The sequence below is a fragment of the Paenibacillus sp. SJS-P3 genome, assembly GCF_056711585.1.
This window is the reverse complement of record NZ_CM160043.1, coordinates 2,153,364-2,169,185: the sequence shown is the minus strand read 5'-3', so window position 1 is coordinate 2,169,185 and position 15,822 is coordinate 2,153,364. Positions and strand designations below refer to the sequence as shown.

The 15,822-nt window shown below is 59.9% G+C and carries 16 protein-coding genes; 1 reads left to right on the top strand and 15 read right to left on the bottom strand.

What is annotated here, in order from left to right; all coding sequences use genetic code 11:
• Positions 1-20 precede the first annotated feature (20 nt).
• The 15 genes from AC06G8_RS09980 to AC06G8_RS09910 form a co-directional block, all read right to left on the bottom strand.
• Positions 21-1,319, bottom strand: coding sequence for an amidohydrolase (locus AC06G8_RS09980; protein ID WP_480285168.1), 1,299 nt, complete (start codon positions 1,317-1,319; stop codon positions 21-23).
• Positions 1,300-1,959, bottom strand: a complete 660-nt coding sequence (locus AC06G8_RS09975; protein WP_076356330.1) for a redox-sensing transcriptional repressor Rex — start codon at positions 1,957-1,959, stop codon at positions 1,300-1,302. The genes AC06G8_RS09980 and AC06G8_RS09975 overlap by 20 nt, the downstream gene beginning before the upstream one ends.
• A complete protein-coding gene (gene dinG / locus AC06G8_RS09970; RefSeq protein ID WP_480285167.1) occupies positions 1,956-4,820 on the bottom strand; it encodes an ATP-dependent DNA helicase DinG in 2,865 nt (954 codons plus the stop codon). Before dinG ends, AC06G8_RS09975 begins: the two co-directional genes overlap by 4 nt.
• Before the next feature lie 18 nt (positions 4,821-4,838).
• Positions 4,839-5,678: a hypothetical protein gene (locus tag AC06G8_RS09965; protein WP_480285166.1), complete on the bottom strand. Its 840-nt coding sequence runs from the start codon at positions 5,676-5,678 to the stop codon at positions 4,839-4,841.
• Positions 5,679-5,822: 144 nt separating this feature from the next.
• Complete coding sequence (gene panD, locus AC06G8_RS09960; RefSeq protein WP_076356336.1) at positions 5,823-6,206, bottom strand: aspartate 1-decarboxylase; 384 nt, start codon at positions 6,204-6,206, stop codon at positions 5,823-5,825.
• 16 nt (positions 6,207-6,222) lie between these two features.
• On the bottom strand, positions 6,223-7,116 hold the full coding sequence (gene panC / locus AC06G8_RS09955) for a pantoate--beta-alanine ligase (RefSeq protein ID WP_480285165.1): 894 nt from the start codon (positions 7,114-7,116) through the stop codon (positions 6,223-6,225).
• Positions 7,113-7,967, bottom strand: a complete 855-nt coding sequence (panB, locus tag AC06G8_RS09950) for a 3-methyl-2-oxobutanoate hydroxymethyltransferase (RefSeq protein WP_048749013.1) — start codon at positions 7,965-7,967, stop codon at positions 7,113-7,115. The genes panC and panB overlap by 4 nt, the downstream gene beginning before the upstream one ends.
• A gap of 339 nt (positions 7,968-8,306) precedes the next feature.
• Complete coding sequence (locus tag AC06G8_RS09945; RefSeq protein ID WP_447661739.1) at positions 8,307-9,287, bottom strand: biotin--[acetyl-CoA-carboxylase] ligase; 981 nt, start codon at positions 9,285-9,287, stop codon at positions 8,307-8,309.
• Positions 9,284-10,642 (bottom strand): CCA tRNA nucleotidyltransferase, encoded by a 1,359-nt coding sequence (locus tag AC06G8_RS09940; protein ID WP_480285164.1) that lies wholly within the window; start codon positions 10,640-10,642, stop codon positions 9,284-9,286. Before AC06G8_RS09940 ends, AC06G8_RS09945 begins: the two co-directional genes overlap by 4 nt.
• A complete protein-coding gene (gene bshA, locus AC06G8_RS09935) occupies positions 10,639-11,802 on the bottom strand; it encodes an N-acetyl-alpha-D-glucosaminyl L-malate synthase BshA (RefSeq protein WP_447661741.1) in 1,164 nt (387 codons plus the stop codon). Before bshA ends, AC06G8_RS09940 begins: the two co-directional genes overlap by 4 nt.
• 64 nt (positions 11,803-11,866) lie before the next feature.
• On the bottom strand, positions 11,867-12,577 hold the full coding sequence (gene bshB1 / locus AC06G8_RS09930) for a bacillithiol biosynthesis deacetylase BshB1 (RefSeq protein ID WP_480285163.1): 711 nt from the start codon (positions 12,575-12,577) through the stop codon (positions 11,867-11,869).
• A 4-nt stretch (positions 12,578-12,581) separates the two neighbouring features.
• Positions 12,582-12,995 carry a methylglyoxal synthase gene (locus AC06G8_RS09925; protein WP_447661743.1) on the bottom strand — a complete coding sequence of 138 codons (414 nt, stop codon included), beginning with the start codon at positions 12,993-12,995 and terminating at the stop codon, positions 12,582-12,584.
• Between the two features lie 43 nt (positions 12,996-13,038).
• On the bottom strand, positions 13,039-13,845 hold the full coding sequence (gene dapB, locus AC06G8_RS09920; protein WP_447661744.1) for a 4-hydroxy-tetrahydrodipicolinate reductase: 807 nt from the start codon (positions 13,843-13,845) through the stop codon (positions 13,039-13,041).
• 42 nt (positions 13,846-13,887) lie between these two features.
• On the bottom strand, positions 13,888-14,406 hold the full coding sequence (locus AC06G8_RS09915) for a tetratricopeptide repeat protein (protein ID WP_480285162.1): 519 nt from the start codon (positions 14,404-14,406) through the stop codon (positions 13,888-13,890).
• A gap of 51 nt (positions 14,407-14,457) precedes the next feature.
• Entirely contained in the window at positions 14,458-14,796 is a 339-nt protein-coding gene (locus AC06G8_RS09910) for a nucleotide pyrophosphohydrolase (protein WP_447661746.1), read from the bottom strand.
• A 138-nt stretch (positions 14,797-14,934) separates the two neighbouring features.
• Here AC06G8_RS09910 and AC06G8_RS09905 point away from each other — a divergent pair, with 138 nt between their 5' ends.
• The gene (locus tag AC06G8_RS09905) at positions 14,935-15,816 is read left to right on the top strand and encodes a YitT family protein (protein ID WP_447661747.1); all 882 of its coding nucleotides are present in this window, start codon (positions 14,935-14,937) and stop codon (positions 15,814-15,816) included.
• Positions 15,817-15,822: the final 6 nt, after the last annotated feature.

Sequence of the window (15,822 nt, the reverse complement as noted above, 5' to 3'; positions counted from 1 at the left end):
GCCGCGCCGCCGGCGCGCCATCAGTTCCCCGTCAGCCTGCCGTAGCAGGCCTGGGCTTCATGCTTGATCCGCTCTTCGTCAAGCAGCGTGCTGACGCCGTCCTTGACGACTTGGATGCCGTCCACCCATACGTGGACGACATCGCGGCCGGAGCCGCTGTAGGCAAGATGGGAGACCAGATCGGACTGTGGATAGAAATGCGGCTGATCCGTGTCGATCGCGATGAAATCGGCCTTCATCCCTGCTTGCAGCGCGCCGAGCCGCGGCTGGCGGATCGTAGCGGCTCCGCCGAGAGTAGCCAGCTTCAGCGCTTCGGCCGCCGGCACGACAGTCGGATTGCCGGATACTCCCTTGTGGATCAGAGCCGCAAGCCGGATCTCGTCGAACAGGTCGAGGTTGTTGTTGCTGGCTGCGCTGTCGGTGCCGAGCGATACGGTGACGCCGGCCCGGAGCAGATCCGGAACGCGGGCGACGCCGCTGGCAAGCTTGAGGTTGCTGGCAGGGTTATGCGACACGGCCGCGCCTCTGGCGGCAAGCAGCTCGATCTCCGCATCGGTGAGATGGACGGCATGGGCGACAAATGCAGGACGAGAGAAGAAGCCGAGCTTGTCCAGATGCTCGACAGGCCGCAGGCCGTACTCGCGGACGTTCTGCTCCACTTCGGCTGCCGTCTCCGACATATGCGTGTGCATCGGAAGATCGAGATCATGCGCGGCCTGAACGAATTTTTCGATGAACGCGGGCGGACAAGTGTACGGAGCATGCGGGCTCATCATGGTCATGATGCGGCCATCCGCCTGGCCGTTCCAATCCTTGGCGAACCGGACCGCTTCATCCAGCTTCTGGAGCTGCACGTCTTCCGGGCACAGCCCGATGGCTCCGCGCATCAGAACTCCTCTCATGCCGGACTGCTCGACGACTTTGGCGACTTCATCCATCCGGTCGTACATGTCGACGAACGTCGTCGTACCCGACTTGAGCATTTCCAGCACGGCCAGCGAGGTTCCCCACCGGACGTCCTCGTCCCGGAACTTCGCTTCCATCGGCCACATGTAATCCTGCAGCCATGTCTGCAGCGCCTCGTCGTCGGAATAACCGCGAAGCAGCGACATCGCCGCATGGCCGTGCGTGTTGATCAGCCCCGGCATGAACGCGAGGCGGCTGCCGTCTATCTTGACTCCGATCCCGTCGGCATCGGCCGGGCGTTCTTCCCCTATGTAGGCGATCAGCCCGTCCTCGACGACCATATGTCCCTTCAGTACGGGACTTCTTTCGTCCATTGTGACGAAGGTCCCGTTTTCAATCCACCATTTGCTCATGTTCGGTTCCTTCCTTATCCATGTAATAGGCGAGGCTCAGCAGCTGGGTCGTAAAATCGGCATAATGGATCCGGACCTTCTCCGGAGCCTTGAGCACGACCGGGGCAAAATTGAGGATCCCCTTGACGCCGGCCGCGATGAACCGGTCCGCGACGTTCTGAGCCTCCGCTGCCGGCACCGTAATGATGCCGATCTGAATATCCTGTTCCTGCACGGCCTGCTGCAGCCGCTCGATCGGCTGCACCTCGAGCGAGTTGATCCGGGTGCCGATCTTGGCCGGATTGGCATCGAACACCGCGGTGATTTTCATATTGTCCTTCAAATAAGTGCTGTAGTTGCATAAGGCATGCCCCAGATTGCCGGCCCCTACGAGCGCGACAAGCATCACTTGATCCAGCTTGAGGATGCCTCTGATCTTCTCGATCAGGTAGTTGACGTCATACCCGACGCCCTTGCGTCCGAATTCCCCGAAATAGGCCAGGTCCTTGCGGATCTGAGCCGGATTGAGCTCGAGCTTGAGGCCCAGCTCCTGCGAGCTGACGGTCTGCACGTCGCGCACATGAAGCTCGCCCAGCACTTGCAAATAAACGGGGAGCCGGCGGACGACCGCCTCCGATATCGCTTTTCCCTGCTTGCTCATTGCCGGACCGCCTCCTTGGAGTCTTCGGACAGCCATTCCCTCATTCTCGGAACGAACTGATCAGCATGCATATGTTCAATTTTAGGTCCAGGCAGCGAATAAAGGAAGTGTTTTCCATAAAACGTCTCGATGACTCTCGTATCGTAAATAAGGACGATCCCTTTGTCCCGGGAAGTTCGAATCAGCCGTCCGAACCCTTGCTTGAATCGGATGACCGCCTGCGGCACGGACAGCTTCATGAACGGATTCTGTCCGGATTCCTGAAGCATCTCCGCCTTCGCTTCTTGAAGCGGATGGTTCGGCGGCTGGAACGGCAGGCGGACGATGGCCAGGCAGATGAGCGCGTCGCCGGGAATGTCGACCCCTTCCCAGAAGCTGCTCGTTCCGAGCAGCACGGATTCGGGCTGCTGCCGGAAGCGGCGGGTAAGCTTGCTGCGGTTGCTGCTGTCGAGCCCTTGCCCAAGCACTTGAATGCCGGAGCCCTGGAGGGCTTCCTTCAGCGGATCGTATACCTGCTTCAGCATCCGGTAGCTTGTGAATAGAACGAGCATCCGCCCGCCGGTTTCCCGGGCCGCTTCCGACAAGGAGGCGACTAGGGCGCTGAGGTAGGCCGGATCGGCCGCGGCTCCCTTGACCGCCGGGAAGTTCCGCGGAATCATGACGAGCGCCTGGGAGCGGTAATGGAACGGCGAGGGCAGAAGCACGGTGCGCGAGCGGCGCTCGTCCGCCATATTCAGTCCCAGCTGCTCGGCGGCGTATTGGAACGACTTCTGCACGCTCAGCGTAGCGGACGTGATGACGACGCTCTTCTTGCTGTCGAAGAAATATTCCCGGATCTGCCCGCTGACATCCGCCGGAACCGTGTTGAGCTGGATGCTCTTCGTCCGCGCGGAAGGATTGGACTCGATCCAGTACACCATCTCCGGCTTGTCCGCCCGCACGAACACGCGCAGCTCGTCCCGGATGCGTCCGGCATCCTTGACCGCTCCGGCCAAATCCGTCAGCATGCCTTGCAGCCCCGTATCGTCCAGCTTGTCCTTCATGTCCGAGAGCATCTTGTCGAGAACCTTGATCGTCCGGTTCATTTCCTTGAAGTAGATGCCTTCCTCGTTCTGGATCGGCTCCCACTGGCTCGGCAGGCTGCCCGGCTTGAGGCGAAGGACGCTCTGCCCCGTCTCGGTCTGGCCTCCTCCGGAAGAGGCGGATGCCAGCGACTGGAGCTGCTCGAATACCGTCTCCCAGCTGTCCTTGAGCGAGCCGAAGCGCGGGATGATCTCGTCCAGCTGCTCCGTCCATTTGGGCACTTCGTCTTCGCTCTCCCCCTGAATGTGGGAACGGAGCTGCGGCAGCAGGCCGCTGCGCGAATCCTTGGCAAGCCGGTTCGCCAGGTTCAAGAACGAGTAGAAGCTCAGCTGCTGTCCCAGATGCTTGCCGGCCACTTCCTCCACCTGATGCCCCTCGTCGATGACGAGATACTCATAAGACGGAAGAAGGCGGTGATCGGCTCTAATATCGGTAAATAAAAGCGAATGGTTCGTAATGACGACGTCGGCGAGATTCGCTTCCTGCTTGGCCCGGTGATAGAAGCAGCGCTTGAACCACGGGCAGGCCCGGTTCAAGCAGGAATCGGCGTCGCTCGATACGGTATTCCAGAATTCCCCTCCGCGATTGCCGAAGTTGATCTCTTCCTGGTCTCCCGTCTCCGTCTCGCCCAGCCAGACGATCATCTGGGACGCCGTCTGCCGCTCCTCGGCCGTTGCGGCGAAGTCGAGCGACTGGATTTTGGTTTCGAACTTGCGGAGGCAGATATAGTTGCCTCTCCCCTTGAACACGCTGGCGCGGAAGTCGAAAGGAAGCACCTGTTTGAGCAGCGGCAAATCCCTCTGCCTGAGCTGCTCCTGCAGATTGATCGTATGGGTGCTGACGACAATCTTCCGTTCGTTCTTGACGCCGAAGTAAAGGGAAGGGATCAAGTAGCCGAGCGATTTGCCCGTGCCTGTCCCGGCTTCGATCAGCAGATGCCGGTTGTTCTCGAAGGCGTCGTTCACCTCGCGGAACATCGTCTGCTGGGCTTCGCGCTCCTCATAGTCCGGGAACAAGGCGGTGAAGCCTTCCCGCACCTGCTCCAGATAGTCCTCGAAACCGACGCCTTCAAGCGGCTTGTCGTTTCCTTCGTTGCGAGGCGGCTCCTCTTCCGTCCACTCTCCAGCCTTCATGGCGAACTGGCGGAAATATCGGTGGCTGTCGGTATCTAGAGCGGTGGACGCTTCCCGTAGAGCCAGCTCCTCGCGCAGCATCCACCCGAGATCGTTGTCGGCGCTCAGCATCACGAACCGCTGGAGCGTCAGCAGCGGCAGGCCGCGCAGCTTCTTCACGCATTCGGCGAACAGGATCGCCGTCGCCATCGCGTCGCTGTCCGCGCGATGATGCTGATCGTGGCGGATGCCGAACTGCTCGGACACAGCCCCGAGCTGATAGGAGCTCAGGGAAGGATAGAGCATGCGGAGCAGCTCGACGGTATCGAGCTTTCTGCCGTCGAACGGCGAATAGCCTGCCCTGTCGAGAGCCATATTAAGGAAACCGGCATCAAAGGATACATTATGGCCGATCAGCACGGCATCCTGAAGCAGCGGAATCATCTCCAGCAGAAGATCGTCGGGCTCGGGCGCATCCGCCACCATGGCGTCGTCAATGCCGGTAAGCTGGGTGATGAAGGCTGGGATCGGTCCGCTAGGGCGCACAAAGGAGTTCAGTGTCTGGAAGACATTGAACTCCTCGTCCATCAGCACAAGGCCGACTTGTATGATTTCATCCTCGTTGCTTGTTCCGGTCGTTTCTAAATCCAATACGGCATAGATCATTCGAAGCAAAACTTCCTCTCACAGGCAAGTCAGCTCCGCACTCCCGAAATAAAGGGATAATGGCCCGGGAGTCTGCCGGCATGACTTGAGATTGGTTATTGGATCCTCAAAGGCCGGATCGATTTTGTGCGCCTGGCGGAACAGCATCTCCGCATGGTCCATGTTGAGGCGCACCGCCTGTATGCAGCCGAGCGCATTGAATCCGATCGCCTGCCAGCGGGGGTGGTCCGTAAGGCTGACCAGCAGCTTGAAATGAAGCTCGGCATCGCTCCATTGCTGCAGATGCATCAGCGTCATGGCCAAATACATGCGGGCCAGATCGCATTCAGGCGAGCATTCCACCGCTTTCTGGAAATGCCGGGCCGCCTGCGGAAACATGAAGAGCTTGAAGTATCCTTGGCCCTTGGCGATCCTCTCCACATTGTCGCCCGACACATCCATGGCGAACGAGCCTTGCTGAGGCTTGGCCGCCATGTCCGCACCGCTGCCGATCGCCGGACCGCCAGGAGCTTCCTTCGTAGCCGCGGTGACCATGCCGGCGCCTGCGATCCGGCTGTCTGAAGCTCCGACAGCGGCGGTAGAAGCGGACTGCCCGCCTCCGGCGGCTGCGCTGTCAGGCAATGGGAAGGATGAGCCGGCCGTTATGCCGGCCGATGCCGCCGCTGCCGGGAATTCCTCGCGGAAATCCGCCAGCTTCTCTTCCAGGCGAAGCCATTCTTCAATGAACTGGTCGCTGATTCCTCGCAGCTGAGCCAGCTGCTCCAGCATTTCTTTGCGTTCTTCGGAGCTGCAATGCGGGTAACGCAGCATGATGTCGTCCAGCATATCGTTCATAACGGCAAACAGCTGTTGAAACATCCCGGACACCCGCCTTCCACAGGGAATAAAGGCTATGCAAATGAAAGCAATGACCGGTCAAGCTCTCTCCGGTACCCTCATTCTGTGTTTTGGCGCCCTTTTGTATACCCTGCGGAACAGTTCCCTCAGACGTAAGGATAAGGATTAAATAATGACGGCATGAACTTCTTCATCCATAACCTGGACCGGCTGGTTGTGGTCGTCCAGAATGACTACCTTCGGCTTGTAGGCGCGGGCTTCCTCTTCGGACATGGCCGCATAGGAGATAATGATGACCTTGTCGCCGGGCTGCACGAGACGGGCTGCCGCTCCGTTCAGGCAGATGACGCCCGAATGCCGCGGACCTGGAATGATATACGTCTCCAGCCGGGCCCCGTTGTTGTTGTTGACGATCTGGACTTTCTCGTTCGCCCAGAGATCGGCCTTTTCCATCAGAGCTTCATCTATAGTGATGCTTCCTACATAGTTCAGGTTCGCTTCCGTCACCGTCGCGCGGTGCAGCTTGGATTTCATCATAGTCCGGAACATAAGTCCTGACCTCCTGTCAGTGGAGTATAGCGTTGTCGATCAGCCTCGTCGAGCCGAACTTCACCGCAAGCGCGAGCAGCATCGGCTGTCCGAAGTCCGCCAGCTTGCCGCCGGGAAGCAGGGCCTCCAATGAAGGATAGCTTCTCAGCTCCGCATAGTCAATGGCGGCAAGCGGCGCTTCGGCGATGGCCGACCTCACCCGCGCTTCCAGATCGCCGGCCGTCATGCCGGGCTCCTTGGCCCAGTCCGCAGCGGCGCGCAGCGTCCGGGAAAGCACGAGCGCCTGCTGGCGCTGCTCCGGCGTCAGGTAGACATTGCGCGAGCTCAGCGCCAATCCATCCTGTTCCCTGACCGTCGGGCAAGGAACGATCTCGACGTCGAAGTTCAGATCGTCGACCATCTGCTGCACGACCGCCACCTGCTGAGCGTCCTTCAGCCCGAAGTAGGCTTTCTGCGGCTTCACCAGATTGAGCAGCTTGCTTACAACCGTGCCGACCCCGTCGAAATGGCCGGGGCGGGAAGCGCCGCAAAGAGCTTCGGTCACTTCGGAGACCAGCACTCTCGTCAGCGGCTTGCGCGGATACATCTCCTCGACGCTCGGCATGAAGACGATATCGGCGCCTTGCTGGCGCGCGAGGCGCAGATCGCGTTCCTCATCGCGCGGATAGCGGTCGAGATCCTCGCTCGGCCCGAACTGCAGCGGATTGACGAAGATGCTCAGAACCGTCAAGCCGTTTTCCGACGAGGAGCGGCGGATCAGGCTGCCGTGCCCGTCATGGAGATAGCCCATCGTCGGCACGAGGCCGACCTGGAGCTGCGGCATGGCCGTCCGGCGCGCGGACAGCTCCTCCCGAAGAGAAGCAATTGTCCTCAGCACGAGAGGGCTCGTTTTGACAGCCGTTGCGCTCATTTCCGCTCGCCTCCGTACAGAGCGCCGACCGGCGCGGCAGCGGCAGCTCCGAAAGTATGCTCGGCCGCAGGGAAGCTGCGGCCCTTGACTTCGCTCACATACTGGCCGAGCGCCTCGCGGATCGTCGATCCGACATCGGCGTAGGTTTTCACGAATTTCTTCGCGCGGTATGGAGATGCGTACTGGATCAGGTCGTGGTAGACGAGCACTTGCCCGTCGCAGCCAGGACCGGCTCCGATTCCGATCGTGGGAATCGTGAGCTTGCCGGAGATGGCCGTCGCGATCGGTTCCGTGACGAGCTCAAGGACAACCGCGTAAGCCCCTGCCTGCTGCAGAGCGAGCGCGTCGGCTTCGAGGCGCGCCGCCTCTGCTTCCAGCTTGCCTTGGATCTTGTATCCGCCCAGCTGGTGCACGGACTGAGGCGTCAGGCCGATATGGCCGATGACAGGAATGCCGGCCTGCACGCAAGCGGCGACATGCTCCGCGATTTCCTCGCCGCCCTCGATCTTGACGGAATGGGCGTGGCCTTCCTGCATGAGGCGTCCTGCCCCCCGGAGAGTCTCCTCCCGGCTGATGCGCGCCGTCATGAACGGCATGTCGACGATGCGGAATGTGTTCTGTGCTCCGCGCGCAACCGACCGCGCGTGATATATCATATCGTCCAGCGTCACCGGTACGGTCGTGTCGTAGCCGAGCACGACATTGCCGAGCGAATCGCCGACGAGAATGGTGTCGATTCCCGCTTCTTCTGCCAGTCTGGCCGACGGGTAATCGTATGCCGTCACCATCGTGATCGGCTCTCCCTCTGCCTTCATTTTTTGCAGTTTCGTAATCGTTAGCGCTTGTTTCATTTCGCGTTGTTCCCCTTTCGGTACCCATCCAGGTTAGTGTGAACACAAAAAAACCTTTTAGCCGCCGCTAAAAGATCCAGCCCGAAAAAGGATGTCAAAAACGCCTGCGGGCTTTCCTCTTGTCTCGGTCCTGAAGCGGCTCAGAGCAAAAGTAAACGCACTGCTGGTCTTGCAACATTCCTTCTGTAAAATGGCAGATGTGCTGCCTTCTGCCCGGCTGTGCCAGTGCGGTTCGGATCTTGTCGATACCGCCCGGTCATCACCAGTATAACAGATCGCCCCAGCTCCGTAAATGAAGCCAAAAGCCGGCCCTTTAGTGTCCAGGACCGGCTTGAAAGATCAGGATCGGGCAGGCTCGCCCATCTCTGCCGAGAACAACGCTGTGACCGTGCCGTCCTCGAGCTCGACCTGCAGCGCTCCGCTCTCGTGGAGCCCGATAGGCGTTCCCTGTATCTCTCCCTGAGGAGTCGAGATGACGAGCTTGCGATGGAGCGACACCGACAAGGCTTCCCACAGAAGCTTGACAGGAGCGAAGCCTTCCGCCAGATAAACCTTGTACAGCGACTCCCATTCGTTCAGGAAGGCGGCGGCGATTTCAGCCCGGTCGAACGTACGGCCTGCCGCGATGCGCAGCGATGCCGCACGCTCCAGCAGCTCGTTGGGATAATCGCCTTCAGCCATGTTTACGCTGATGCCGACGCCGGCTACGATATGGCGGATCCGCTCGTCCTCGGCGGCCGATTCCAGCAGGATGCCGCTCAGCTTTTTCCCTTCATGAAGCAGATCGTTGGGCCATTTGATTCCGATATCCAGCCCGGTATGAAGCCTGAGCGCCCGGCATAAGGCGACCGCCGTCAGCAGTGTCAGCTGCGGCGCGCTGCTGACCGGAAGCGGCGGACGAAGCACCAGGCTCATCCAGAGCCCCTTGCCGTATGGCGACACCCAGCCGCGGCCCATCCGGCCGCGGCCGCTCAGCTGCTGCTCCGCCAGCACGAGCGTCCCTTCCTCTGTTCCTTGTTCAGCGAGCTTGGCTGCGATGTTCTGGGTTGAATCCACCTTGTCCATCAGCAGCAGCCTGCGGCCGAATTCGCGGGTCTGCAGATGGGCGGCTATCCGCTCCTCCGACAACAGGTCCGGCTTGGAAATCAGCTTGTATCCCCGCTTGCGGGAAGCCTCGAAGACGAAGCCAGCCTCCTCCAGCTTGCGGATCTGCTTCCAGACGGCAGTCCGGCTCACCTCAAGCTCCCTGCTGACCGCTTCCCCCGAGAGGTATTCATCGCCGCTTTCTTCGAATAGTCGAAGCAATTGTTCCGTATTCATGACGGCGTGCCTCCCTGCTTCTGTACATACAGCTCTGCCGCCCGTTCCAGCAAAGGCTTCTGTTCATTCGGCACCGCTCCTCCGGCAGCCTCCAGGGCCAGCTGTTCCAGCAGCCTGCCCATCCAAGGTCCCGGACGCGCCCCGATCACCTGCTGGATGTCCTTGCCGTCCACCGCCATGCCGCCGATGCCGCGTACCGGCATCTGCTCCATCCAGGTCCGAATCTCTGCGGCGGAAGATTCGCAGCCCGGAGGCAGCGCTTCGAAATCAAGTCCAAGTCCTGCCGAAGCCGCCGCCTCCATCAAGCGCAGCCAGCTCTCGGCGGCCTCCGCTCCGATGCCGAGCACAGCGGCATGCCATTCCGAGGAAGTGGGCTTGTCTCCCGAGACGGTCATCCAGCGATGAATCGAGAGCACGGATTCCAGCTTCTCCTTGCGGGCGCGCGAATACCGCAGCCGCCGGAACCACTCCCCGGCCATGTCCTTGTCCATTCCGAGGACGATGAACAGCCCTTGCCAGCGCTGCTCCCCGTCTGCGAGCTTGTCCAGGGCAGCGAGCCTGCCGAGCAGGCTATCGGCTGCTTTTTTTTCTCCATGCCGCTTCTTATGGGCTGGACCGGGCCGCGACAGCTGCCCGCCGGGCAGCAACAGAGGCTCCTTGAAGCATTCCAGAAGTCCGCTCGCATGAAGCCAGGAAGCACCGGATCCGATGCTCCCTTTCGCAACGATGCGATCAAGCTCCAAGCCGATTCGTTCCATCGCGACATGCTTCAAGCTGCCGCGATGGCGCAGCAATGCCCGCCAGGTCGAATGGGACAGCCGGAAGCCGTAGACAGACGAGAACCGCACCGCCCGCAGCATGCGCAGCGCATCCTCGCCGAAGCGGGCTTCGGGATCCCCCACCGCGCGGATAAGCCTGCGCCGGAGGTCCGACATGCCCCCGAACGGATCTTCCAGAACTCCGTCCGGATGCAGAGCCATCGCATTGATCGTGAAGTCGCGCCGCTGCAGGTCGCCTGCAAGCTCCCGGATGAACGATACTTCGGACGGACGCCGGTGATCGGCGTACTCCCCCTCCGTGCGGAAGGTCGTCACTTCGTACAGCTCTCCCCCATGCCGTACGGTTACGGTTCCATGCTGAAGGCCGGTCGGAATGCTGTCCGGGTACAGCTCCATCACTTCCTCCGGAGAAGCGGAGCTCGCGATGTCGACATCCTTGAGCGGCAGCCCGAGCAGCATGTCGCGAACGCAGCCGCCTACGAATACGGCTGTGTGCCCGGCCTCCTGCAGCCTCCGCAGGACAGGAGCCGCATCCCGCATCTCAAGAGGAAGCGACGTGATGGGCTCCCCGTTCATCCCTCGCAAGCCGGAACGGGCAGCTCCGCCTCCATGCCGAGCACCCGGTAGTAGATCTTCTCGTATTCGCGCGTGATCCGCTCGTTGCAGAATTCTCCGTAAGCGCGCCTGATGCACGCGCTCCGAAATTGATCGTACATGGACGGGTTGGTCAGCAGCCTCGCCGCATTGCGCGCCATATCGGCCGTATCGCCGATCGGCGAGAGGAAGCCGGTCTCTCCATGCGAGACGAGTTCGGGAATGCCGCCTGCCGTGGACCCGATCGTCGGAACTCCGCAGCCCATCGCTTCAAGCGCGACAAGGCCGAAGCTCTCCTTCTCGGAGGGAAGCAGCATGAGATCCGCCAGGGAAATGACTTCGGCTACGTCCTCCTGCTTGCCGAGGAAATGCACCCGGTCCTCCAAGCCCATTTCGCGGATTTGGCACTGGATGCGCGACAGCTCGGGTCCTTCTCCGACAAGCAGCAGCTTGGCAGGGACATGTTCCGATACCCGGCGGAAGATGTCGATGACATCGCCGACCCGCTTGACCGGACGGAAGTTGGAAATATGCATCAGGATTTTCTCGTCCGGCGCGGCGTAATCCCCCCTCCGGCTGGATGTATCCCGGGGGTAATAGACTCTTTTGTCCACAAAGTTGTAGGTCAAGTCGATCGGAGTCGTGATGTCCAGAAGCTCCCTCGTCTCGCGGATCAAATCCCGGGAGACGGCCGTCACCGCGTCGCTCTCGTGAATGGCGAGACGGATCAGGTCCTTCAGCGACTCATCCTGCGCCAGCACCGTAATATCGGTGCCATGGAGCGTCGTCACCGTTTTCAGGCCTTTGCCATGAATCTGCTTGGCCAGAAACGCGCATACGGCATGAGGAATCGCATAATGGACATGCAGGATGTCGAGCTTCTGCATCTCCGCAACCTGAGCCATCTTGCTGGCCAGGCTGAGATCGTAGGGAGGATAGCGGAAAACGTAATAGTTGTTGACTTCGACCTCGTGAAAGAAAATGTTTTTGTGGAACTGGCCCAGCCGGAAAGGAATGCTGTGCGTGATGAAATGGATTTCATGTCCGTTCTCGGCCAGCAGCTTGCCGAGCTCCGTCGCGACTACGCCCGATCCGCCTAGGGTCGGGTAGCAGGTAATCCCGATTTTCAGTTTTCTGGTCATGTGGGTTCCTCCCGCTCGTGGCGCTCTGCTTCCATATGTATTCCCCTAACCGGGGTTTTAGGCATCAGCCGATGAAATGCGACACCGGATGCGGCTTCTTGAGCGCGAAGCCTTCCGCATGCGGGCAGCCCGCCGCTTGTCCGGTCAGGTAGTCGCGATATTCGACCCGCTTGACATAGCCTTGAGTCAATGGCGTATCGACCCTGCCGTCGCCTGCGGCTGCCGGGGCGAACTGCGATTGGTACGCCGACAGCGCTTCGAGCTTGCGGCCGATGTAGCTGCTGATGTCCACGGTCAAGGCGATGTCGCGCTGGTCATTGATATAATAAAAAACAAGCTGCTCCACGTTGACCGGCTCCAGGTCCGAATCCGGCAAATAACGTCTCAGCTTGGCGTTGAATACCGCTTCTTCGACCATGGCGCTGGCCGCGTTGTGATCCGGATGGCGGTCCTGCCAATAAGGAGCGAACACGATTCTAGGCTTGCGCAGCCTGATTTCATTGGTGATGGCAGCCAGCTGGGATGCTTCCCCCGTCAGGCCGCGGTCGGGAAGGCCCAGGCAGCTGCGGACGGTCAGGCCGAGAATTCTGGCGGCTGTCTCGGCTTCCTGCTTGCGAAGCTCGACGTTTCCGTTGGAGCTCATCTCCGATTCCGTCAAATCGCAGATCCCGACCGTCATTCCGGCATCGGTATGCTTCAGGATCGTGCCGCCCATGCCGATCTCCGCATCGTCCGCATGGGCGCCGAAGACGAGTATGTCTGTCTGCTGTCTCATCTTCTTACTCCGGCTTGTACTTGTCTACCAGCTCGCGCCAAGCGAAGTCCCCGCGCTGCATCGCCTTGACGAGCAGCTCCGCGGTCGCGATATTGGTCGCCACCGGTATGCCTTGGACATCGCAGAGGCGCAGCAGGGCGATGATATCAGGTTCATGCGGCTGAGCCATGAGCGGATCCCGCAGGAAAATGATGAGGTCGAGCTGATCCTGGGCGACGAGCGCTCCGATCTGCTGGTCCCCGCCGAGCGGACCTGACATATACCGGTGGATGTTGAGAGATGTCTTTTCCATGATGCGCGAGCCCGTCGTGCCGGTCGAATACAGCTTGTTGCCGATGAATGCTTCCTCGTAAGCGGTGACGAAGTTGACCATCTCGTCTTTTTTGCGGTCATGCGCGATAAATGCAATGCTAAGCATCGCTCTCACTCCTTCATGTATCGATGCGTTTGTTCGGTCGCTGTCACGGTTCCATGATATGTTCGAATCCATAGATGAGGCCTTCATATGTCATCACTTTCTTGATCGCATGGGCGACGCCCGGCATATAGCCGGCTCTGTCATAGGAATCATGGCGGATCTTGAGCGTCTGCCCGAACGCTCCGAAGACGACTTCCTGCTGGGCGAACACGCCGGGCAGCCTCACGCTGTGGATTCTGAAGCCGTCATAGTAGCCGCCTCGAGCGCCTTCGATCGTCTCTTCCTCCCGAGGATTGCCTTGCTTCAGCTCGCGCCGCGCCTCGGAGATAAGCTCGGCCGTCTTGATTGAAGTGCCGGAGGGAGCGTCGAGCTTCTGGTCCCCATGATATTCGATGATTTCAAGATGGGGAAAATGTTTGGAGGCTTCCGCGGCGAATTTCATCATCAGAATCGCCCCGATGGAGAAATTCGGAGCAATCAGCCCGCCGATCCCCTGCTGCTTGCACAGCTCGTCCAGCTCGGCGATCTGCTGCGGAGTAAAGCCGGTCACGCCGGCGACAGGGCGAATCCCGCGCGTTACGGCTTCCAGCGTGTTGGAATATGCGGACTGCGGCACGGTGAAATCGACGAGAACGTCGATTTCTCCGCTGTCCAGCATCGCCTCCAGCGATGGAGACACCGTCAAGCCGCATGGCTCGAGACCGACAAGACGGCCCGCGTCGACAGCGCCGGCCGACGGGGACATGGCGCCCGTCAGCTGGAAGCTTTCATCCTGCAGGGCCAGCTTGACGACTTCGCGGCCCATTCGTCCGGAAGCGCCGGCTACCGCGACTTTGATAGGAGTATTCATGATATCGATCACCTCGAGTTAAGTAGTCGGCTTCCATACCGTTCAGCGCGGCTTGTTCGTCGGCTTGATCGCCCGGTTCAGCTTGCGCAGCAGGATGCGGGCTTCCTCGGAGGAAGGATCCAGCCTGCATGCTTCCATCACGCAATCTTTTGCATTCTGGAGCCGATTGAGCACGTAATAGCACTGTCCGGCCGCGAGGCTGGCCTCGGCGTTGAGCGGATCCAGAAGCCGGGCCTCCTGGGCGAATAGAAGAGCTTCGGAGGCATGGGCAGGTCCGGCCGCCAGCAGCAGCTTGGCATCCGAGACGAGCCTGCGGGAGTCCACGACATCCAGATGGAAGCGGTACTCCGCATGGCCCGGATCCAGCTCGCTTGCAAGTCTGGCATGATGAAGGGCCAGCTCCCATCTGCCGCTGCGCGTGCAAGAGACGGAGCATTTATAATGAAAAGACGCATTGTCAGGCTCCATGTCGATTGCTTGCCGGAACCATCCGATCGCGCCGTCGAAGTCGCCGCCGAGTATGGATTCGTATGCTTTCTTGATGCAGCTTTCCCCGTCCATCCGCCCACCTTCCTTCTCAGAGGATGATGGTTACAGCATATGCCAGGGGCTTTATTGCGGTTCGCCGTTTTTGCGGGTCCAGCGGTCCGCGTCCCTCGTATTGAACTTGTGCATGACGGCATCATGCGCCTTCGTCAGATCGATGTTCAGCGAATTGGCGAAGCAATTCAGGATGAAGAGGATGTCCCCCAGCTCCATCTCGACGGAATTGTCCGCCTCGTCCGGCTTCTTGGGCTTCTCCCCGTACGTATGGTTGATCTCCCTCGCCAGCTCGCCGCATTCCTCCGTGAGTCTGGCCATGAGAGACAAGGGGCTGAAGTACCCTTCCTTGAACTGGCTTATGTATTCGTCGACTTCCCGCTGGATGGCGGCAAGAGATTTTTCGCTCATGGACAAGTTCCCTTCTTTGCAAGGTATCTTTACCTATGTTATCCTAAAGCAGTTTTGAACACAATATTTAAGCCCCTGCCTACTAACGGCTCGCGCCCATGGCAGGCAAGCGAAGTCATCGTCAAGGAGAAACCGTCTATGTCCAAGCTATCCAAGATTCAATGGAACTACATTTATCGCACGATCTTCCCGATCATGCTGGGAACTGCCATTTATGCCTTTGGACTTCAGTACTTCGTCCTCCCGAACCAGCTGATGGAAGGCGGCGTTACCGGCATCGGCATACTTCTCAACTATGCGCTCGGATGGAAGCTGTCCATTACGACGCTTGTCCTGAACATTCCGTTGTTCCTGGTCGGCCTCCGCATTCTCGGCAAGTTGTCCATGGTCATGACGATCATCGGAACCGTCAGCCTCTCCGTATTTCTGGCCATCTTCGAAAAGGCGATTTCGGCCGGATGGATGGTGCCTTTCTACGCCGAGCATGATTTCATTCTGGCTGCCCTTTACGCCGGCGTCACGCTCGGCATGGGCCTTGGCATCGTCTTCCGCTTCGGCGGCACGACAGGCGGCGTCGATATCGCCGCGCGCATCCTCACCCGCTCCAAAGGATGGAGCATGGGCCAGGTCATCCTGGCGGCGGATGCCATCATCATCGGCCTGTCGCTCATCTACATTCCGAAGGAGAAGGTGCTCTACACTCTCGTCGCCGTATTCATCGCCTCCAAGCTGATCGACTTCATCCAGGAAGGCGCGTATGCGGCCAAGGCGTTCTCCATCATCAGCGAGCACGGCGAGGCCATCGCCGACAAGATCACCGTGGAAATGGAGCGCGGCGTCACGCTTATTCCCGCCGTCGGAGCTTACTCCAAAACGGACAAGCAAGTCGTTTACTGCGTCGTCTCGCGGCAGGAAATCCGCACTCTTCGCATGATCGTCCGCAGCATCGACCCCCGCGCATTCATCGTCATCAATGACGTCCACGACGTGCTTGGAGAAGGATTCAAAGAAGAAGCCTGACCGGTT